The 17,457-nt window shown below is 75.7% G+C and carries 15 protein-coding genes; 7 read left to right on the plus strand and 8 right to left on the minus strand.

The window, feature by feature from the left end; genetic code table 11:
• Positions 1-479 precede the first annotated feature (479 nt).
• On the plus strand, positions 480-1,379 hold the full coding sequence (locus tag Q0840_RS16855) for an endonuclease domain-containing protein (RefSeq protein WP_298461658.1): 900 nt from the start codon (positions 480-482) through the stop codon (positions 1,377-1,379).
• Between the two features lie 407 nt (positions 1,380-1,786).
• Here the strand turns inward: Q0840_RS16855 and Q0840_RS16860 are convergent, their stop codons facing one another.
• From Q0840_RS16860 to Q0840_RS16880, 5 genes are all read right to left on the minus strand, one after another.
• Positions 1,787-2,131, minus strand: a complete 345-nt coding sequence (locus tag Q0840_RS16860) for a hypothetical protein (protein WP_298461660.1) — start codon at positions 2,129-2,131, stop codon at positions 1,787-1,789.
• Entirely contained in the window at positions 2,128-2,586 is a 459-nt protein-coding gene (gene fliS, locus Q0840_RS16865) for a flagellar export chaperone FliS (protein WP_298461662.1), read from the minus strand. Before fliS ends, Q0840_RS16860 begins: the two co-directional genes overlap by 4 nt.
• A gap of 25 nt (positions 2,587-2,611) precedes the next feature.
• A complete protein-coding gene (fliD, locus tag Q0840_RS16870; RefSeq protein WP_298461665.1) occupies positions 2,612-4,021 on the minus strand; it encodes a flagellar filament capping protein FliD in 1,410 nt (469 codons plus the stop codon).
• A 161-nt stretch (positions 4,022-4,182) separates the two neighbouring features.
• A complete protein-coding gene (locus tag Q0840_RS16875) occupies positions 4,183-5,355 on the minus strand; it encodes a flagellin (RefSeq protein ID WP_298461666.1) in 1,173 nt (390 codons plus the stop codon).
• Between the two features lie 296 nt (positions 5,356-5,651).
• On the minus strand, positions 5,652-6,554 hold the full coding sequence (locus Q0840_RS16880; protein ID WP_298461668.1) for a sigma-70 family RNA polymerase sigma factor: 903 nt from the start codon (positions 6,552-6,554) through the stop codon (positions 5,652-5,654).
• 510 nt (positions 6,555-7,064) lie between these two features.
• On the opposite strand from Q0840_RS16880, the gene flgN reads away from it, so the two are divergent.
• The 6 genes from flgN to Q0840_RS16910 are packed head-to-tail and all read left to right on the plus strand — an operon-like array spanning position 7,065 to position 11,878.
• Complete coding sequence (gene flgN / locus Q0840_RS16885; protein WP_298461671.1) at positions 7,065-7,547, plus strand: flagellar export chaperone FlgN; 483 nt, start codon at positions 7,065-7,067, stop codon at positions 7,545-7,547.
• Between the two features lie 12 nt (positions 7,548-7,559).
• Positions 7,560-8,972, plus strand: coding sequence for a flagellar hook-associated protein FlgK (flgK, locus tag Q0840_RS16890; RefSeq protein ID WP_298461674.1), 1,413 nt, complete (start codon positions 7,560-7,562; stop codon positions 8,970-8,972).
• A 2-nt stretch (positions 8,973-8,974) separates the two neighbouring features.
• A complete protein-coding gene (locus Q0840_RS16895) occupies positions 8,975-9,904 on the plus strand; it encodes a flagellin (RefSeq protein ID WP_298461677.1) in 930 nt (309 codons plus the stop codon).
• A complete protein-coding gene (locus Q0840_RS16900) occupies positions 9,901-10,281 on the plus strand; it encodes a flagellar assembly protein FliW (RefSeq protein ID WP_298461680.1) in 381 nt (126 codons plus the stop codon). Before Q0840_RS16895 ends, Q0840_RS16900 begins: the two co-directional genes overlap by 4 nt.
• 26 nt (positions 10,282-10,307) lie before the next feature.
• Entirely contained in the window at positions 10,308-11,579 is a 1,272-nt protein-coding gene (locus Q0840_RS16905) for an EAL and HDOD domain-containing protein (RefSeq protein WP_298461682.1), read from the plus strand.
• A 53-nt stretch (positions 11,580-11,632) separates the two neighbouring features.
• Complete coding sequence (locus Q0840_RS16910; RefSeq protein WP_298461845.1) at positions 11,633-11,878, plus strand: DUF2530 domain-containing protein; 246 nt, start codon at positions 11,633-11,635, stop codon at positions 11,876-11,878.
• Here Q0840_RS16910 and Q0840_RS16915 read toward each other — a convergent pair.
• The 3 genes from Q0840_RS16915 to Q0840_RS16925 are packed head-to-tail and all read right to left on the minus strand — an operon-like array spanning position 11,835 to position 17,457.
• A complete protein-coding gene (locus Q0840_RS16915; RefSeq protein ID WP_298461686.1) occupies positions 11,835-13,238 on the minus strand; it encodes an MFS transporter in 1,404 nt (467 codons plus the stop codon). The two genes, Q0840_RS16910 and Q0840_RS16915, sit on opposite strands and share 44 nt — an antisense overlap.
• Positions 13,235-16,534, minus strand: a complete 3,300-nt coding sequence (locus Q0840_RS16920; protein ID WP_298461688.1) for a sacsin N-terminal ATP-binding-like domain-containing protein — start codon at positions 16,532-16,534, stop codon at positions 13,235-13,237. Before Q0840_RS16920 ends, Q0840_RS16915 begins: the two co-directional genes overlap by 4 nt.
• Positions 16,531-17,457 (minus strand): DUF3027 domain-containing protein, encoded by a 927-nt coding sequence (locus Q0840_RS16925; protein ID WP_298461690.1) that lies wholly within the window; start codon positions 17,455-17,457, stop codon positions 16,531-16,533. Before Q0840_RS16925 ends, Q0840_RS16920 begins: the two co-directional genes overlap by 4 nt.

Consider the following 17,457-nt stretch of genomic DNA (forward strand, 5'->3'; position numbering starts at 1 on the left):
GTTGCGGGCGCCGCCGGGGTGGCCCCCGGCGCCGTGCCGCGGCGCGCGCCCCCGCCCCCCCCCCCCCCCCCCCCCCCCCCCCGCCCCCCCCCCCCCCCCCCCTCGCCGCCCCCCTCGCCGAGTGCGACATTCCGGACCGTCGCAGGCGCCCCAACGGTCCACAACGTCCCACTCACACACCCACACCCGCCGAGTGCAACGCTCCAGCCCGTCGCGGGCAACCCAACGGTCCACAACGTCCCACTCACACACCCACACCCGCCGAGTGCGACGTTCCGGACCGTTCACTTCGAGGGAACGGTCCACTGCGTCGCACTCGCGGGTGGCGGCGGGCGCGGGTGGCGGCGGGCATGGGGCGGTCGGCAGCGCACCGGCGGGGGCGGGGGCGGGGGCGTCCACAGGTCGGGCACGGCCGACGTCGTCCACCGCCGTCCGTGGGTGCCTGCAGATGTGCCGGCGTGTCCGGCGACCCTGGCGCGATGCCTCGACCCTGCGCAGCTGTCCCGACCGAGCTCGCGTCGGAGCCGTTCTCGCGGCGTGCGGCACTCGCGCACGGCGTCAGCGACCGTGATCTGCGCGGGCCGTCGTACCGCTCGCTGATGCGTGGCGCCCACTCGTGCGCCGGGCTGGACGTGACCCACGCCCAGCGCATCCGAGCCGCCCGTGCAGTGCTGCCGGCGGATGCGGTGCTCGGCGGACTGTCGGCGCTGTGGGCGTGGGGCGTCGAGGTGGCGTCCGACGACGAGCTCGTCGAGGTGGTCCTCCCGCCAGCCCGTCGCGTCCGGAACCGTGCGCAGGTCCGGGTCCACGGCGCGGTCCTCCGGGCGCAGGAGTCGGTCCAGTCCGTGTGGGGACCGATGACCACACCGGCGCGCACCGCGTTCGACCTCGGCAGACGCGGACCTCTGCGCCAGTCCGTCCCGCTGCTCGACGCGCTCGCACGCACGACCGGCGTCACCGCGGACGACGTCGACCACGTGGCGCGCGCCCACCGGGGTGCCCGGTACCTCACCCGACTCGCGCCCGCGCTGGCGGAGATGGACGGACGCGCGGAGTCGGCGCGGGAGTCGCTGCTTCGGCTGCTCGTGGCGGAGGCCGGCTTCGACCGGCCGGTGCCTCAGTACACGATCGTCGACTTCCGTGGCCGCTTCGTCGCCCGGGTGGATCTGGCGTGGCCCGAGCTGCGGCTCGCACTCGAGTACGACGGCAATCACCACGACGACCCCACCCAGATCGTGCTCGACCGACGACGCCTGAACGCGCTGCACGCCTGTGGATGGCGGGTCCTGGTGATCGACCGGCACCAGTTCCGTGACGAGGCGCGGGTCGTCGGCATGATCCGCGAGATGCGCCTCACCGCCGCGGGCCGCACGCCCTGAGCACGAACGCTGGTGCCTGTTCCCGCGCGCCACCGCGGCCCACGACGCGCCCGTCCCACCGCCCAGTGCGACCAAGCGGGCCGTCCAGGCGCCAGGAACGGTCCGAAACGTCGCAGTCGGCCGCGTCAGGCCGCCCAGTGCGACGCAATGGACCGTTCAAGTGCCGAGAACGGTCCGGAACGTCGCACTCGGCTGCGTCAGGCCGCCGAGTGCGACGAAGCGGACCGTTCATGCGCCCGGAACGGTCCGAAACGTCGCACTCGGCTGCGTCAGGCCGCCGAGTGCGACGAAGCGGACCGTTCATGCGCCCGGAACGGTCCGAAACGTCGCACTCGACATCCGTGGAGGGCCGGGCGGGACGAGGACCTGCCCGGGGCGCGGGGGCGGCCGGCGGGGCGGGCGGGGGTCTAGCCGGCGGTGTCGAGGTAGACGGGGGTGGACTCGGCGTCGGCGCGCATGCCCTCGACCGCGCGGAGCTGGCGACGGCTGTGCGCGGCGGCCTCGGCGAGCTGCTGGGCGACGCGGACCTGACGGGCCAGCAGCGCGCGGGCGCGGTCCACGAGCGGGGCGGGCAGCATGCCCAGGCCCGACGGCGGCTGCCAGGCCCCCAGCAGACGCAGCGGCTGGGTGTGGCCGGCGCGGATGAGCGCCTCGGCCTCGTCGACGCTGAGCTCGAGCTCGGCGAGCGCGTCCGACCACGCGGCGTCCCAGCCGGGCGCGGCGGTGGGCGAGCCCGCGAGCACGGCGGTCATCCGACGCCGAGCTCACCGCCCACCGCGGGCTCGCCGAAGGCGGGCGCGGTGCGCTGGGTCGGGATGACGGGCGCCGCCGACGCCGCCAGCGTCGAGGCGGCCTGGTGCCACGCGTCGCGCAGCGGGATCACCAGGTCGCGCGCCTTGGCGGTGCGCTCGGGGTCCCCGGCGATGGAGCAGCCCATGAGCTCGCGCAGCAGGAACAGGTAGATCTCCATCAGCGGCTTGCCGCCGTCCCAGACGTCGACGTCGAGCGTGGACGCCAGGCTGGAGACGATCTCCTGCGCGTGGTCGAGCTGGTCGGCCGCGGCGGTCCGGTCGCCGTTCCGCTGGGCGGCCTCGGCCCGCGAGATGTCCAGGACCAGCCGGTCGTACAGCATGGTGAGGATCTGCTGCGGGCCGGCGGTGGCGACGGCGTTGTCGAGGAACCGGTTGCGGGTCAGGGCGTAGTTCATGGCGTTCTCCGGTGGTCCGTGCGCGTCAGAGGTTGTTGGCCATCAGCGAGCTGATCTGGCCGGACAGCCAGCTCGACTGCGCCTGGAGGCCGCTGAGGCCGACCTCCATCGCGGTGAAGGTCGCCTGCAGGCCGGCGCGGCGGACCTCGAGCCGGCGGTCCCAGTCGCTGACCTGCTGGGAGAGGTTCTTGCTGTAGCTCTCCTGGGCCTTGACCTTGAGCGACAGCGTGCCGTCGATCGGGTCGGAGATCTCCTTGGCCGCCTTCTCGACCCGCTGCGCCACGCCCATGACGACGGCCTGCACCTTGGCCGGGTCCTTGGCCATGGCAGCGGTGAACTTCGCGTCGTCGAACGTGATGGTCCCGTCGCGCCCGAGGACCATGCCGACCTCGGACGGCGACGTGCCGTCGACGGGGTAGGACGCGGCGGCGAGAACCTGCTGGTTGACGCTGCGGGTCGTGCTGTCGGCGGAGAGCACGCCACCGCTGACGACGCTGCGCCCGTCGCTGGACGTGGAGGTCGTGACCGCCGTCCGGGACTTCACCTCGGAGAAGACGACGCCGAGAGCGCCGACGAGGTTGGAGGCCAGCTTCTTCAGGGCCGCGTCGTCGCGATTGACCGTGACGGTGACCGGCGTGGTCTCCTCGGCGGTCACCGTGAGGCTGACGCCGGTGAGGACGCCGGAGAACGAGTTCGAGTGCGAGGTGACCTTCTGCTCCGCACCGGTGCCCTTCCACAGGGTGATCTGGGCGTCGCTCGCTGCGGCGATCGCGTCGGTACGGGCCATCACGACGGTGGCGGACGCCGCGTCGGCGTCGGTCACCGTGCCGCTGTAGAGGTCGAAGGCGGCGGGGGCGCCGGTGGCCTTCGACGTGAGCTGCAGCCGCGACTCGGTGTCGGACACCTTGACCACGGTGGCGGTGACGCCGGCGTCGGCCTTGTTGATCGCGCCGGCAAGACCCGCGAGGTCGGTGACGCCGACCAGCGGGACGGCGGTGAAGGTGTCGCCGGCGCCGTCGCCCGTGCGGAGGGTGACGCCGGCCGGGACGGTGCCGGGCACAGGCGGCGTCGCGGACGGGTCGCCGAACAGGTCGGCGAGGCTTCCGACCGCCCTGCTGACCGAGGTCTGGGGCTTCGCCAGCGCGTCGACCGTGAAGCTGAGGGACGACGTCCCCGCACCCGTCGTCGTGGTGGCGGTGACCGTCTTGGCCGAGCTGGTGGCGGTCATCGCGTCCCAGGAGGCGGGCTTGGCGGCGGCCTTCGCGGCGTCCATCAGCGAGGACACCTTGGTGTTGAGGCCCTGGAGGGCCGAGATGAAGCTCTGGGTCGTGGTGACCTTGGACTTCAGCAGGGTCTGCGGCATCGCCTCGGCCTGCATGAGGCTGTTGATCAGGGACGTGGTGTCCAGACCGCTGACGATCCCGTCGATCCCCATCGAACCCATGGTGGTGCGCTCCCCTGCTGCTCATCCGGTCCGGCCGGCCGGCGTTCGGCGGCCGAAAGGCGACCGGCGGTGGGCGACGATCAGGTCACCCACCGCCGGTCGGTACTGCGGTACTTCACGTGCTCACCTGCACCGGCTCACGCCGGCCCGGATCACCGCAGGAGGGACAGGACGCCCTGGGGGATCTGGTTGGCCTGCGAGAGCATGGCCGTACCCGCCTGCGAGAGGATCTGCGAACGGGTCATGTTCATCATCTCGGAGGCCATGTCGGTGTCGCGGATCCGGGACTCGGACGCGGACAGGTTCTCCACGGCGACGTTGACGTTCTTGATGGTGTGCTCGAAGCGGTTCTGGAGAGCACCCAGGCCGGCACGAGCGGTGGAGACGGCCGAGATCTTCTCGTCCAGCTTGGTGATGGAGGCCTGAGCCGCCGTCGCCGAGGAGAAGTCCAGACCAGCGGTGGTGTTCGGGACCACCGTTCCGGCCGCGACACCCGCGCCCGGAGCGGTCGCGGAGACCGTGCCGCCGTTGATCGCCTTGACGGTGATGCCCGTAGCCGCACCATCGGCGTCCTTGTTGACGCTCACGGTGAAGTTGGCGGCGAAGTTCTTGTCCCCGGACAGCGCGTCCGCCAGACCCTGCACGCTGGTCGGCGTAGAGGTGACGTTGACCGACACGGCCGACGTGACGCCCGAGCCGCTGTCGACACCGAATGCGTAGGTGCCGTTCGCGAGCGAGGCCGAGGTGACGTCGAACTTCGTACCACCGGTCGCCAGCGAACCCGTCTGCAGGTCGTTGGCGATCGCCTTGATGTTGGCGCCCGAGAGGTCGACCTCGATCTGGCTGTTGGCGTCGCCGTCGGCGCCGACCTGGAACTTCAGCTTGCCGCTGCCCGCGCCGGCGGAGCCGTCGAGGAGGTTGGTGCCGTTGAAGTTGGTCGACTGGGCGATGCGGTCCAGCTCGGAGACGAGCTGGGTGGCCTCGGTGTCGATGTTCTTGCGGGCCTCGGCGTTGTTGGAGTCGTTACCCGCCTGCACCGCGAGGTCGCGGACACGCTGCAGGATGGCGTGGGTCTCCGTCAGGGCGCCCTCAGCGGTCTGCACGACCGAGATGCCGTCCTGGGCGTTGCGGGCCGCGACCTTCAGACCGCCGACCTGCGAGCGCAGGCCCTCGGAGATGGCGAGGCCGGCAGCGTCGTCCGCCGCGCGGTTGATCCGGAACCCGCTGGACAGCTTCTCCAGCGACTTCGCCTGGTCGTTCTGCGTGTTGGACAGGTTGCGGTACGAGTTCATCGCCGCGATGTTCTGGTTGATCGAGAGAGCCATGATCGTTTTCCTCCGTGTGTTGGCTCGGAACCTGCTGTCTGCCCTTCCATGGGCTGACACCTTGCTCATCGGGTCTCCCCCGGGGCCCATGAGGTTTTCGGGAGAGAACTTTTCGCCGGGTTCCGGCTCCCCCCACGCTCCCCCGCACACGACGAACGCCCCCCGTCCCGCGAGGGACGAGGGGCGTTCGGCGTTCCGTGTCGAGAGGGGACTGAGGCACGTGATGCGTGCGCACACCGCGCGCCTCGGCCACCACCCCGGCAGGGGGACGGACCGGGCCGGGCCGGTCGTGCGCGTCAGCCGGCGACGGCGACCCGCTCCTGCGCCGGGGCCGGCGCCGACGCCGGGACACCGGCGGGGCGCTGGCTCGGCAGGACCGCCGGGCCGCTGCTCGCGATGGTCGACGCCCGCGCCAGGAAGGACGCCTGCTGGGCGACCAGGTCGAAGTAGGCCTTGCGGCGGCGCTCGGCGACGCCGTCCGGACGCTCGGCGACCGGGACCAGGGCCGGCTCCAGGCTGGAGTTGATCCCGTCCTTCATCAGGGCGAGCGCCTCGGTGCGCAGCTGGCTGATGCGGGACTGCGTCACGCCGAGCTCCTCGGCGAGCTCCACCACCGGGCGGTCGCGGAAGAACAGCTCCTCGACGACGTACCGCAGACGCTCGGGCAGCGCCTTCACCGCGGCGTGCAGGTGCTGCATCTTCTCGTTGACCAGGACGTTCTCCTCCGGGCCGATGCTCGGCTCGGAGACCGTGTCGGCGATCGCGGAGTCGAACGCCTCGATCGAGAGGATGCGACGCTCGGCGTCACCGCGGGCGGCGTCGATGTCGGCGACCTTGGCGCCCATGGAGGCGGCGAGCTCCTCGCGGGTCGGCGTGCGGCCGAGCCTGGAGGTCAGCTCGTCGCTCGCGGTGCTCACCCGGCGGGCCCGCTGGCGGGCGCCGCGGGAGACCCAGTCCATGGAGCGGAGCTCGTCGAGCAGGGCGCCGCGGATGCGGAGGGCCGCGTAGCGGGCGAAGGGGACGCCGGTCTCGGCGTCGTAGGCCTGGGCGGCCTGGACCAGGGCGAGCGACCCGGCGGAGGTCAGGTCGTCGCGGGAGACGTAGGCCGGGACACGACCGAGGAGCTCGGAGACGTGGTAGCCGACGAGGGGCAGGTTGGCCGTGACGAGGTCGTTGACGGCTTCGGGTGAGTTGCGCACACCACCCCTTCGGCCCACAGCAGAACCGCCTTGAGGTCGGATGTGGACGAAGTTGCCGAGAAGTCCTCAAGTCGGCGGGTGCGATGCGGGCCACAGCGGCCTCACCTGCACGTTTGCCCGGTCCGCGGCATTCGGGTGTGGTCCAGATCACACCTTTTCCCTCGCCAGATGCCTCACACGTGGGCGCCGGTGCGCCATCCGGGCGGTTCGCCGGCCGCCCTCCGCGCGCCTGCGCCGCCCCGGCCGGTGGTCCGCTACCCACCGGGCGGGCGACCGCGTCACCACGTGCCGCACGCCCGCATGACTGCGCGCCAGCACCTCCGGCACAACCCGGCACGACGGCGTCGCGACCCACGCCCCCCCCCCCGCCGCCGACGACGACGTCGTCGGCTATGTCCGGTCTGCGCACCCATGGCCGATCCGACCGCTCTGACGGGTCACATCCGCCGGCCCGGCGTCGATAGGAGGGGGGACGCCCGGCTCGGGCACGACGACGCAAGGGGATCTCGGATGGGTGTGGCGGAGCTGTCAGCCGTGCTGTGGCGCGAGCGTCAGCTGCTCGAGCTGCTGCTGTTCAAGCTCGAGGAGGAGCAGCTCGTCCTCTCGAGCGGCCGCAGCCGCTGGCTGGGCCACGCGACCCGCGAGGTGGAGCAGGTGCTCGACCAGATCCGCACCGCCGAGCTCGGCCGGGCGATGGAGGCCGACGCGACGGCGGTCGAGCTGGGCCTGGAGCCCGGCAGCGGACTGCTCGCCCTGGCCAAGGCCGTCCCCGAGCCCTGGGGCGACCTGCTGACCAGCCACCGGGAGGCCTTCGTCGCGCTGACCACCCAGATCCAGGGCGTCGCCCACGGCAACCGGGACCTGCTCACCAGCTCCCACCGCGCCGCCCAGGAGACCCTGCTGGGCCTGCAGGAGACCGTGCACACCTACGACCCGCGCGGCACGGCGTCCTCGGGCGCTGTCGCCGCCCAGCTCATCGACGAATCGTTCTAGGGGGCACCCACCATGAGCACCTTCTCCGGCCTGTCCACGGCCCTCAGCTCGTTGCACGCGCAGCGCCAGGCCCTCGAGGTCGCCGGCCAGAACGTCGCCAACGCCAACACGGTGGGCTACACCCGCCAGCGGGCCGACCTGACCGCCGTCGAGTCGACGTCCGTGCCGTCGCTGCACTCCGGTGCCGTCGGCGCCGGCAACGGCACCCGGGTGACCGGCATCGCGCGCCTCGGCGACGTGTTCGCCGACGCCCGGCTGCGCGCCGAGACCGGCAGCGCGTCCTACGCCGCCACGCGCAGCGAGGTGTACCTGCGCCTGGAGTCCACGGTCGCGGAGCCCGGTGACCGGGGCGTCTCGCACGCGCTGGACCAGTTCTGGTCCAGCTGGGGCGAGCTCGGCAACACCCCCGACTCCGACGCCGCCCGCGCCGTCGTCCTGGAGGACGCCCACGCCCTCGCGTCGCGGATCTCCGCCGGCCACGCCGCCGTGACCACGCAGTGGGGTCAGGCGCGGACCGAGCTCGAGGCCGCCGTCGTCGACATCAACTCCAGCGCCGCGATGGTCGCCGACCTCAACGGGCGGATCCGCGCACTGACGGCGTCGGGCACCCCGGCCAACGAGCTCGCCGACCAGCGCAGCCGGCTGGTGACCCAGCTCGCCGGCCAGGTCGGGGCGAGCGCCGTCGAGCGCGAGGACGGCACCCTCGACGTCATGGTCGCGGGCAACGCCCTGGTCCGCGGTGACCGCGCCCACGCGATCGAGACGGCGCCGAACACCTTCACGATGGGCTCCACGGTCGCCGTCCGGTGGGCCGGGACCAACACCGAGCTCAACAGCGACGCCGGCCAGGTCGCCGCGCTGGTCTCCGCGCTCGCACCGGCGGACCGCAACGGGATCCTGGCGTCCGCGGCCGCGTCGTACGACACCCTGGCCGCGACCCTGGTCGAGCGCGTGAACACGCTGCACGCCGGGGCGTACACCGCCGGACCGCCGCAGACCACCGGCAACGACTTCTTCCGTCCCACGCCGGCGGGCCAGTCGGCCGCGGCGTCGCTCACGGTCCAGGTCCCGGACACCGCCGGGATCGCCGTGGGCGGCGCGGGCCTCGGCCCGAACGACGGCTCGGTCGCGGACGCCCTGGCCGCGCTCGGCACCAGCACCACCGGCCCGAACGCGACCTGGTCGACGTTCGTGGTCGACCTCGGCGTCTCCTCGCGCTCGGCCACCCAGCGCGCCACCGTCGCCGAGGCCACCCGCAGCACCGCCGAGCAGATCCAGCTCGCCGGCGCCAGCGTGGACGTCGACGAGGAGTCGGTCAACATGCTCGCCTACCAGCGGGCCTACGAGGGCGCCGCCCGCGTGCTGACCGCCATCGACGAGATGCTCGACACCCTGATCAACCGCACCGGCGTCGTAGGGAGATGACCATGATCGGCCGCGTCACACAGCAGACGGTGCAGCGCTCGACGCTGACCAACATGCAGCACAACCTGGCCGCGATGTCGGGGCTGCAGAGCAAGCTCTCGGGCCTGAAGAACATCGCCAAGCCGTCCGACGACCCGTCGGGCACCGCCGCCGCGATGTCGTTGCGCAGCGCGCTGCGCGCCAACGAGCAGCACGCGCGCAACGTCTCCGACGGTGGCGGCTGGCTCACCACGGCGGACTCCGCCATCCAGAGCTCGCTCGACGCGGTCCGCCGGGTCCGCGACCTGTCCGTCCAGGGCTCGAGCACCGGGGTGCTCAACCGGGAGGCGCGCGAGGCCCTCGCCATCGAGATCGAGGGGCTGCGCGACTCGCTGGTCGCCCAGGCGAACACCACCTACCTCGGCCGCCCGGTGTTCGCCGGCACGGCCGTCGGCCAGGCCGTCAGCGTCACCACGGTCGAGCCCGACCCGGCCGACCCCACCGCCAAGCCGACCCGCGCCTACAGCTACCACGGGTTCGCGGGCTCCGTGGTCGAGCGCCGCGTCGACGCGAGCACGACCGTGCGCGTCGACGTCGACGGCGCCGCGGCGTTCGGGACCGGCGACGCGTCGGTCTTCGCCACCCTGGACCGGATCGCCGCGACCCTGCGCGCCGGCACCGACGTCGCGCCCGAGATCACCGCGCTGGACGGCCACCGCGACGCGCTGCTGCAGCAGGTCGCCGGCCTGGGCGCCCGCCAGGCGCAGATCGAGGCCGCCGGCGCCCGGACCATGGAGACCAAGGTGTCCCTGACCAGCCAGCTCACCGAGATCGAGGACGTCGACCTCGCCGGCACGATCATGGAGGTCCAGATGCAGGAGGTCGCCTACCAGGCCGCCCTCGGCGCTGCGTCTCGCGTGCTGCAGCCGACTCTGATGGACTTCCTCCGATGAGCGCCGCACCCACCTCCATCCACCCGGTCGCCGCGCTGCCGGGGCTGCCCGGGCACCTCGAGTACTCCCTCGACGGCCTGGACGACACGGGCATGCTCTACGCCCTGCGCAGCCTCGCCGACCCGGCCGTGCGGCTGTTCGTGGTGCGCCCCGAGGCGTTCTTCGAGGGGTACACCCCCGACGTCGACGCGGACACCCGCACGGCGCTGGAGCTGGCCGACGACGTCGACCCGCTGCTCCTCGTGGTCGTCCACCCCGGGTCCGAGGGGACGCCGACGACGGCCAACCTGCTCGCCCCCGTCCTGGTCAACCCCGCCACCGGCGCGGCGGCCCAGGTCGTGCTCGACGGCTGGCCGCTGCGCGCCCCCCTCGGCTGACCCGCGCGCCGCGTCCTGCAAGCCCCATGACCTCAGTGCCCCGCCCCGGCGACCGCCCGGCAGACCCCGCCGCCGCGGCCGGGTCCGCCGGGTGGCGGCCGGGCTCCCCGCTCGTGCCGCCCCGCGTCACGGTGCACCGCCAGCCGGTGGTGGGCCGGGACAGCGCGGTGCGCGGCTACGCGCTGCACGTCAGCGTGCGCACGCCGCTGCTCGGTGGGGCGGGCGACGTCGACGTGGACGGGCTCGTGCACGACGAGTACGACGCGCTCGACCTCGCCGCCCTGACCGGCGGGGCGGTCGCATTCGTGCGGGCGACCGGCGCGATGCTCGCCGGTCGCCACCCGCTGCCCGCGCACACCGGTGGGCTCGTCCTGGTGGTCCCGCGCGGCCTGGCCGACGACCCCGCCGTCGTCCGCGACCTCGCCGCGCTGCGAGGGGCCGGCGTCGGGCTCTGCCTCGGCGACTACCGTGCCGACCCCGCGCAGACGGCGCTGCTGCCGCTGGTCGACTACGTGTCGGTCGACCTGGGCCGCGGTCCCGAGGCCGCCGCCGGCGCCGCCCGGCACGCCCACGCGGCCGGGGTCGCGGTCCTCGCCGAGCGGGTGGACAGCGAGCGGGCGGCCCGGTTCTGCGCCGATCACCCGGTCGACCTCATGCAGGGACCGCTCTTCCCGCGCGACACCACCGCCCGCAGCCGCCGGCTCACCGCCGGGCAGCTGCAGTGCCTGGAGCTCATGCAGCTGCTCAGCGCCGACCCGGTGGACCAGGCCGCGGTGGTGCGCATGGTGACCGCGGACCCCGAGCTGTCCATGCGGGTGCTGCGGCTGGTGAACCTGAGCGCGTTCGCGGTCCGCCGCGAGGTGGACTCGGTCGCCCAGGCCGTGGTGCTGGCCGGCCCCCAGCTGCTCGCCGCGCTGGCCGTCTCGGCGCTGGTCGACGCGCGCACCAGCCCGGCCAGCGCGCTGTGGTTCACCCTCGCGCGGGCCGGGGCCTGCCGGCTGCTGGCCCACCACGACAACGCCGCGACCGTCGGCCTGCTCTCGGCCGTCGCCGCCCAGCTGCAGATCGCCCCCGACGAGCTCGTGCACCGCACCGGGGTCTCCGCCGACGTCGCCGACGCGGTGCGGCACCGCACCGGCCCGTGGGGCGCGGTCCTCGCCGCCGTGCTCGCCCACGAGGCGGACGACCCCGACGGCGTCGAGGCCAGCGGGCTGTCCCCCGACGCCGTCTCCACCGCGTACCTCACCGCGGTCACCGGCGCGTTCGGCGCCGCGATGTCGCTGGCCGGGGCGGCGTGAGCCGGTCGTCGGCCGGTGACCCGCCGGGTCGTACGCTGAGGCCCGTGCGCAGCATGCCCGCCGTCCTCGAGGTCATCCTGCGACCCGACCGCCGGCGGCCCGACCCGCCGCCCGTCGAGGTCGACATGCGCCGGGTGTTCGCGGTGGGCATCGCGCTCTGGTCGGTCGCCCTGGTGGTCTGCGCCGTGCTGTGGCGGACCGGGGCGGCGGGCACCGTGCCGGTGTGGAGCTGCGCCGCGGGCCTGGCGCTCGGCGTCATGGGGATGATCTGGGAGCGCCGGCACCGCCGTCCGCACTGAGCCGTTCCGCCCGGCTGGACCCTGCGTCCGCGCCCGGCCTCGCGCGCGGCCCGGCGTCCGCGTCCGGCCCGGCGTCGACCCGGGCAGCGGCCGCCGCCCGCCGGGTGGTCGCGTTCGCGTGCTCGGACCACCGCGGCACCCACCGCCCGAGCGCGGCTGCCGCGAGCAGCCCGACCACGCCCATCGCGCTGATCCCGGCCGCGAGGCTGCCCAGCGCCGCCCCCGCCGACACCAGCAGCGGGCCGGCCGCCCCGCCGGAGTCGGCGAGCAGCCGCCACACCCCGAGGAACTGCGAGCGGACCGCCGGCGGCGCCACGTCGGCGCCGAGGGTCATGAGGATGCCGGACCCGATCCCGTTGCCCAGCCCCATCACCATCGCCACCGCGGTGACGCCCGCGAGCGTCGTCGTCCACGGCAGGGCCAGGATGCTCGCGCCCAGGACGAGCATGGACGGGATGGCGACCCACAGCCGGCCTCGGCGGTCCATCACGTGGCCCGCCGGGTAGAACAGCAGCATGTCGACCGCGCCGGAGATGCCGAACACCAGGCTGGTGGTGGCCGGGCTGAGCCCGAGGTGCTCGGTCCACAGCGGCAGCACGACCTGGCGCCCGGCCCGGACCGCGCCGACCGCCAGCACCGCGATCCCGAGGGTCGCGAAGACGCGGGCGTGGTCGCGGGCGACCCGGTGCAGCGGGACCGGGGCCGCACCGCGTCGCCGGGCGGACTCGGCGCCCGCGGCGTCGGGCACGACGGCGACCACGACGCCGGCCAGCGCGCTGGTCACCGCGGCCAGCCAGAACACCGCCGGCAGCCCGGCGCCGTGCACGACGCCCGCACCCAGGAACGGGCCGACGAAGGCGCCGATCCGCTGGACGCCGCCGAGCGTCGACAGCGCCCGCGCCCGCGCGAGCACCGGGACGACCTCGGTCAGGTAGGCCTGGCGGGCCAGCCCGAACACCGAGCTCGCGGCGCCCGCGGCGAGCACGCCGGCCGCGAGCATCCACAGCCCGGGCGCGAGCGCGCAGCCGGCGAACGCGAGCACGGCCAGGGCGGACGCGACCAGCATCGCCCGGCGGTCCCCCACCCGCGCCGCGAGCGTGCCGGCCGGGACGTCACCGGCGATCTGCCCGACGCCGAGCAGCGCGACCATCAGCCCCGCGGTCGCGACGTCGGCACCGAGGGCGACGGCACGCAGCGCGATGATCGGCACGACGGCGCCCACGCCGACCGCGAACACCAGGGTGGGTGCGTACAGGCCGACCAGCACCGAGCGGCGCAGCGGCGAGGGCGCGGGCCGCGGGGCCGGGTGGTCGGACGGGCGCGCGGGCGGGCGCCCCGGCCCGGCGCCCTCGGCGCTCACGACGGATCCACCATCGCCTCGGTCACCAGCTCGGGCGCCCGACCCGGGTCGGCGAGCGCGAACTCGACCGCGTGCCGGACCTGCCAGGCGCCGGCCGCCTGCGCGAGCCCGCGTGCGAGCGCCGCGAGGTGGCTCGCGTGCACGACGGCGCCCGGCCCGTGCCCCTCGACCCACCAGTCCACCGGGACGCCGTCCACGTGCAGGTCCTCGTGCTCACGCCAGTGGGCCGGGGCGCCCGGGACGAGGGCGAGCGCGGCGGGCGGCGTCGGCACGGTGACCGTCGGCACGGTCGCGGGCGGCACGGTCGGCGTCGGCACGGTGGGAGCCGGCACGGTCGGCGTCGGCACGGTCGGCGTCGGCACGGTGGGAGCCGGTCCGTCGCCGTCGACGTGGGCGTGCACGTCGCGGTCCCCGTCCCGGGGCCGGCCACCGTCCCCGACCGTGCCCGCGGCGAGGTCCTCGCACCGCGGCAGGTCGAGCAGGTCGGCGACGGCGACGGCCGCGGCCGCCGGGACCGGGACCAGCGCCCCGAGGTCGGTGCGCTGCAGCCACATCGGCGCGGTCGGCACGACGGCGTCGTCCGCCCGCACCACCCGCACCTCGGCCGGACCGACCAGGGCCGGCAGCCGGTCGGGCAGCAGGTCGAGCACGAGGCCGTCGGTGGCGGCCCGGGCCAGCGCGCGCCACAGCGCCGCCGCCACCCCCGGCTCGACGCGGGTGCCGACCGGCCCGAGCATCTCGAGCAGGTCGGTCCAGCCCGTCGGGTCCAGGTCGCCGAGCGAGCGGACGCCGCCGAGCGCGCTCAGCACCGGCTCGTCCAGCCCGCGTCCGTCCGGCGTGCGGACGTCCGGCAGCCACCCCGGGGCGGGGCGCAGCAGGGCGGTCACCGCCGGCTCCGCGCCGGGCAGCGCGAACGGCTCGCCCAGCCCGAGGTCCTGCGGGGCCCGCTCCCGCAGCCACCACGCGGTGTACGACGGCGCGGTCGCGCCCGTGCCGGCCGGTCCCCCGCCGGTCGCCGCATCCCCCTCGACCCGGACCGGTCCCAGCAGCGCCCGGCGCAGCCCCGGGTCGGCCGCGACGTGCCCGGCGACGCGCGGCCAGGCGTCCTCACGCACGGCGTCCAGGTCGGCGACGGCGACCAGGTCCCCGACGAACGCGCCGCCGCCGAGCCGGTCCGCGAGGTCCTCGAGGTACTCCTCCCAGCCGTCCAGCGACTGCGCGGCCAGCGCGGCGGGGTCGGGACCGTCGCCGAGCAGCCCGCCGTCGGGATCCGCCAGCACGTCCGGGACGGTGGTCAGCGCGAGCCCGTCCCGGACGCCGGCCGCGACCACGACGTCGGGACCCCAGCGCTCGACCAGCGCCGGGTGCACCGGCGCGAGCACGCGCTCGTCGAGCAGCCGGGCCGCGAGCGAGCCGGGCAGCACCAGCCCGTCGGCGGGTGTGGGCTCGCCGTCGGCGGACCGCAGGATCGTCTGGCCGAGCCACGCGGAGGCACCGGGCGGCACGTCGCCGTCGGCGAGCGCGGCGGCGACCAGGGTCAGCACGGCCGCGGCGACGTCCTCGGCGAGCGCGTCGTCGTCGTCCTCGGCGGCGTCCAGGACCGCCTCGCGGACGGCCGGCAGCCCAAGCAGGCCGGGGCCGTCGGGCGCGACGGCGCCCAGCCGCTCCAGCAGCGGGTGCGCCGCGGCCGGGTGCACCAGCCGCACGCCCCACCGAGCGAGCACCGCGAGGGCCTCCCCCGCCCCGCCGGGCAGCCGCTCGACGCCCAGCACCAGCCCGCGCGCGCCCCGGACGGTCCGGCCGTCCGCGAGCGGCACCGGGACCGCGCCGAGCGCCTCGCGGACGGTCGCGTCGTCGGCGTGCGGGGCGAGCGCGGCGTACAGCGCGTGCCAGCGCGCGGGCTCGCCGGCCGGTGCCATCTCCTCCACGACGTCGGCCAGGTCCCGCAGCTCGACGCCGAGGGTCCGGGCGGGGGCCGACTGCCCCGGCCCGAGCACCACGAGGTGGGCGGCCCACCCGGACAGCGCCGCGACCGCGTCGGGGTCCCGGCCGACCGGTCCGTCCAGGGCGACGGCGCGGCGCGGCTCGACGAGCACCGGCTCGTCGTCGTCGGCGGCGCCGGTGGAGGGCAGCAGGCGCGTGCGGGACAGCGCCGTGACCACGCGCTCGTGCAGCTGGGCGTCGAGCGGTCCGGCCGGCAACCCGGTGGGCACGAGCCCCAGCGGGTCGCCGCCGCCGGCGCGGACCTCGGCGGCGAGGTCGGCGTAGGCGTCCGCGGCGGCGTCGAGCAGCACGTCGGTGAGCGGGCCGCGGCGCACCCGGCGTCGGGACGGGTCCAGCGGGAGGGTCGCGATCAGCAGCGCGGGCAGCGCGGTGGTGTCGTCGGTCGGCGTCGGCGCGTGCACGACGCCGCCCCACGCACCGGCCTCGGCGCCGGGCCCGGACGCACGCGGCAGCGCCCAGGTCACCCGCCACTCGCGCGCGGCGCGCTCCTCGACCGGACGGTCCGCGACCAGGGCGAGGTCGAGCGTGCCGCCGCGGCGCACGACGTGCCAGCGGCGCTCGACGTCGGCGAGCCGCCGACGCCCGCCACCCCAGGACTCGTCGACCTCCACGACGACCTCGGCGAGGGCCGGCAGCGCGAGCAGCAGCGGGTCCGCGACCGCGGCGAGCTGCGCGGCCACCTCGGCGGCGGCGGCGTCGTCGCGCAGCACCGCCTCGACCGCGGTGTCGTAGCCGCCCGGCGGGCGGCCGTCGTCGGGCTCGGGCAGCCGCAGGGCCGGCAGGGAGCCGTCCCGGCGGCGGACCTCGTCGGCCAGCTCGGGATGGTCGGCGGCGAGCCGGCCCAGCGTCTCGCCGGTGCGCGCGAGGGAGAAGCGGACCGAGCCCGACGTCGAGCGGACCGCGATCTCGTCGGCGACGGCCCGCACGGCGGCGAACCCGACGCCGAACCGGCCCACCACCGCGGCGCCCGGCGAGCCGCGCTTGGCCGAGGCCCGCAGCGACGCGAGGGACGCGACCCCGGCGGGGTCCAGCGGGGCGCCGGTGTTCGCGGCGAGCAGCCGGGCCACGCCGGCGGACCGGGTCAGGCGCAGCAGCAGCCGGCCGGGCACGCCGGCGCGGGCGGCGGCGTCCGCGGCGTTCTGGGCCAGCTCGACGACGACCCGGTCCCGGTAGTGACCGCGGGCGTGGTCCTCCTCGGCGTTGGCGTCCTCACGCAACCGGGCGGGCGATGCCGCCCACGCCCCGAGGACCGCGGCGCGCAGCGCCGCCGTCCCGAAGGCGTCGAACGTCACCGCTCGGGCTGGTCGTCGGCCTCGGGCTGGTCGTCGGCCTGGGGTCCGTCGCCGGGCTCGGGTCGCCCGCCGGGCTCCAGCGCGGCGTCGGGGTCGGGCTCGGCGTCGACCGCGAGGGCGCCGTCGACCGCGACGGCGTCCGCGTCGCCGGACCTCCCGGCCGGCTCCGCCTCGGCGCGCACCACCACCTCGACGTCGCTCTCGTCGATCGACGGCGCCGGCGCCGGCCACTCGCTGGGCTGCGGCTCGACGTCGGTCTCCGAGTGCGCCCCGCAGCCGTGGTCCAGGCTGACGACCTTGCCGTCGTCGGGCGACCACTCGTTGGCGCAGACGCCGAACACGGTGCCCAGCGACCCGGCGAGCCGCACCAGGAAGCCGCAGCTGCCGCAGGGCGCGGCGGCGGCCAGCGCGGCCGGCGACGTCGGCCCGTGCGAGCCTGCGTACCAGCGGTCCGCGGCGCGGTCCCGGCCCTCCGGGGACAGCACCCGGACCCGTGCCAGCGCGAGCTCCTCGATCGCGACCCGGTCCTCGTCCTCGTCACCGGTCGGCACGTAGCCGGGCTCCAGGCGCGGGTCGTCCGGGGAGAACGGCAGCACGTCGCCGGGGCCGACGTCGCCCGGGCGCAGCCGCTCGGCCCACGGCACCCACGCTCGCGCCAGCACGGCACCGTCGCCCGGCAGCAGGACGGCCTCGCACACCGTGGCGGTCCGCGCCCGCGGCACGCGGGTCACGGTCACCGTCCAGTGCCAGCCGCGGTAGCCCGGCGCGGTGCACGCGAACCGGTGCGACACCAGCCGCTCGCCCTCGACCACCACACCGAGGTGCTCGCCGACGTGGTCGGCGTTCTCCGCGACCTCGACGGCCGCGGCCCGGGCCAGGTCGACGGCCGAGCCGAGGACGGCGTCCTTCGTCGCGGTCGCCAC

The sequence above is a fragment of the uncultured Cellulomonas sp. genome, assembly GCF_947494015.1.
Lineage (GTDB): Bacteria > Actinomycetota > Actinomycetes > Actinomycetales > Cellulomonadaceae > Pengzhenrongella.

Coding starts and splice junctions, on each gene's coding strand:
- fliS (WP_298461662.1), bottom strand. CDS start 2,586: ATGAACTACGCCCTGACCCGCAACCGGTTCCTCGACAACGCCGTCGCC.
- Q0840_RS16860 (WP_298461660.1), bottom strand. CDS start 2,131: ATGACCGCCGTGCTCGCGGGCTCGCCCACCGCCGCGCCCGGCTGGGAC.
- Q0840_RS16910 (WP_298461845.1), top strand. CDS start 11,633: ATGCCCGCCGTCCTCGAGGTCATCCTGCGACCCGACCGCCGGCGGCCC.
- Q0840_RS16905 (WP_298461682.1), top strand. CDS start 10,308: ATGACCTCAGTGCCCCGCCCCGGCGACCGCCCGGCAGACCCCGCCGCC.
- Q0840_RS16875 (WP_298461666.1), bottom strand. CDS start 5,355: ATGGCTCTCTCGATCAACCAGAACATCGCGGCGATGAACTCGTACCGC.
- Q0840_RS16855 (WP_298461658.1), top strand. CDS start 480: ATGCCTCGACCCTGCGCAGCTGTCCCGACCGAGCTCGCGTCGGAGCCG.
- flgN (WP_298461671.1), top strand. CDS start 7,065: ATGGGTGTGGCGGAGCTGTCAGCCGTGCTGTGGCGCGAGCGTCAGCTG.
- fliD (WP_298461665.1), bottom strand. CDS start 4,021: ATGGGGATCGACGGGATCGTCAGCGGTCTGGACACCACGTCCCTGATC.
- Q0840_RS16900 (WP_298461680.1), top strand. CDS start 9,901: ATGAGCGCCGCACCCACCTCCATCCACCCGGTCGCCGCGCTGCCGGGG.
- flgK (WP_298461674.1), top strand. CDS start 7,560: ATGAGCACCTTCTCCGGCCTGTCCACGGCCCTCAGCTCGTTGCACGCG.
- Q0840_RS16895 (WP_298461677.1), top strand. CDS start 8,975: ATGATCGGCCGCGTCACACAGCAGACGGTGCAGCGCTCGACGCTGACC.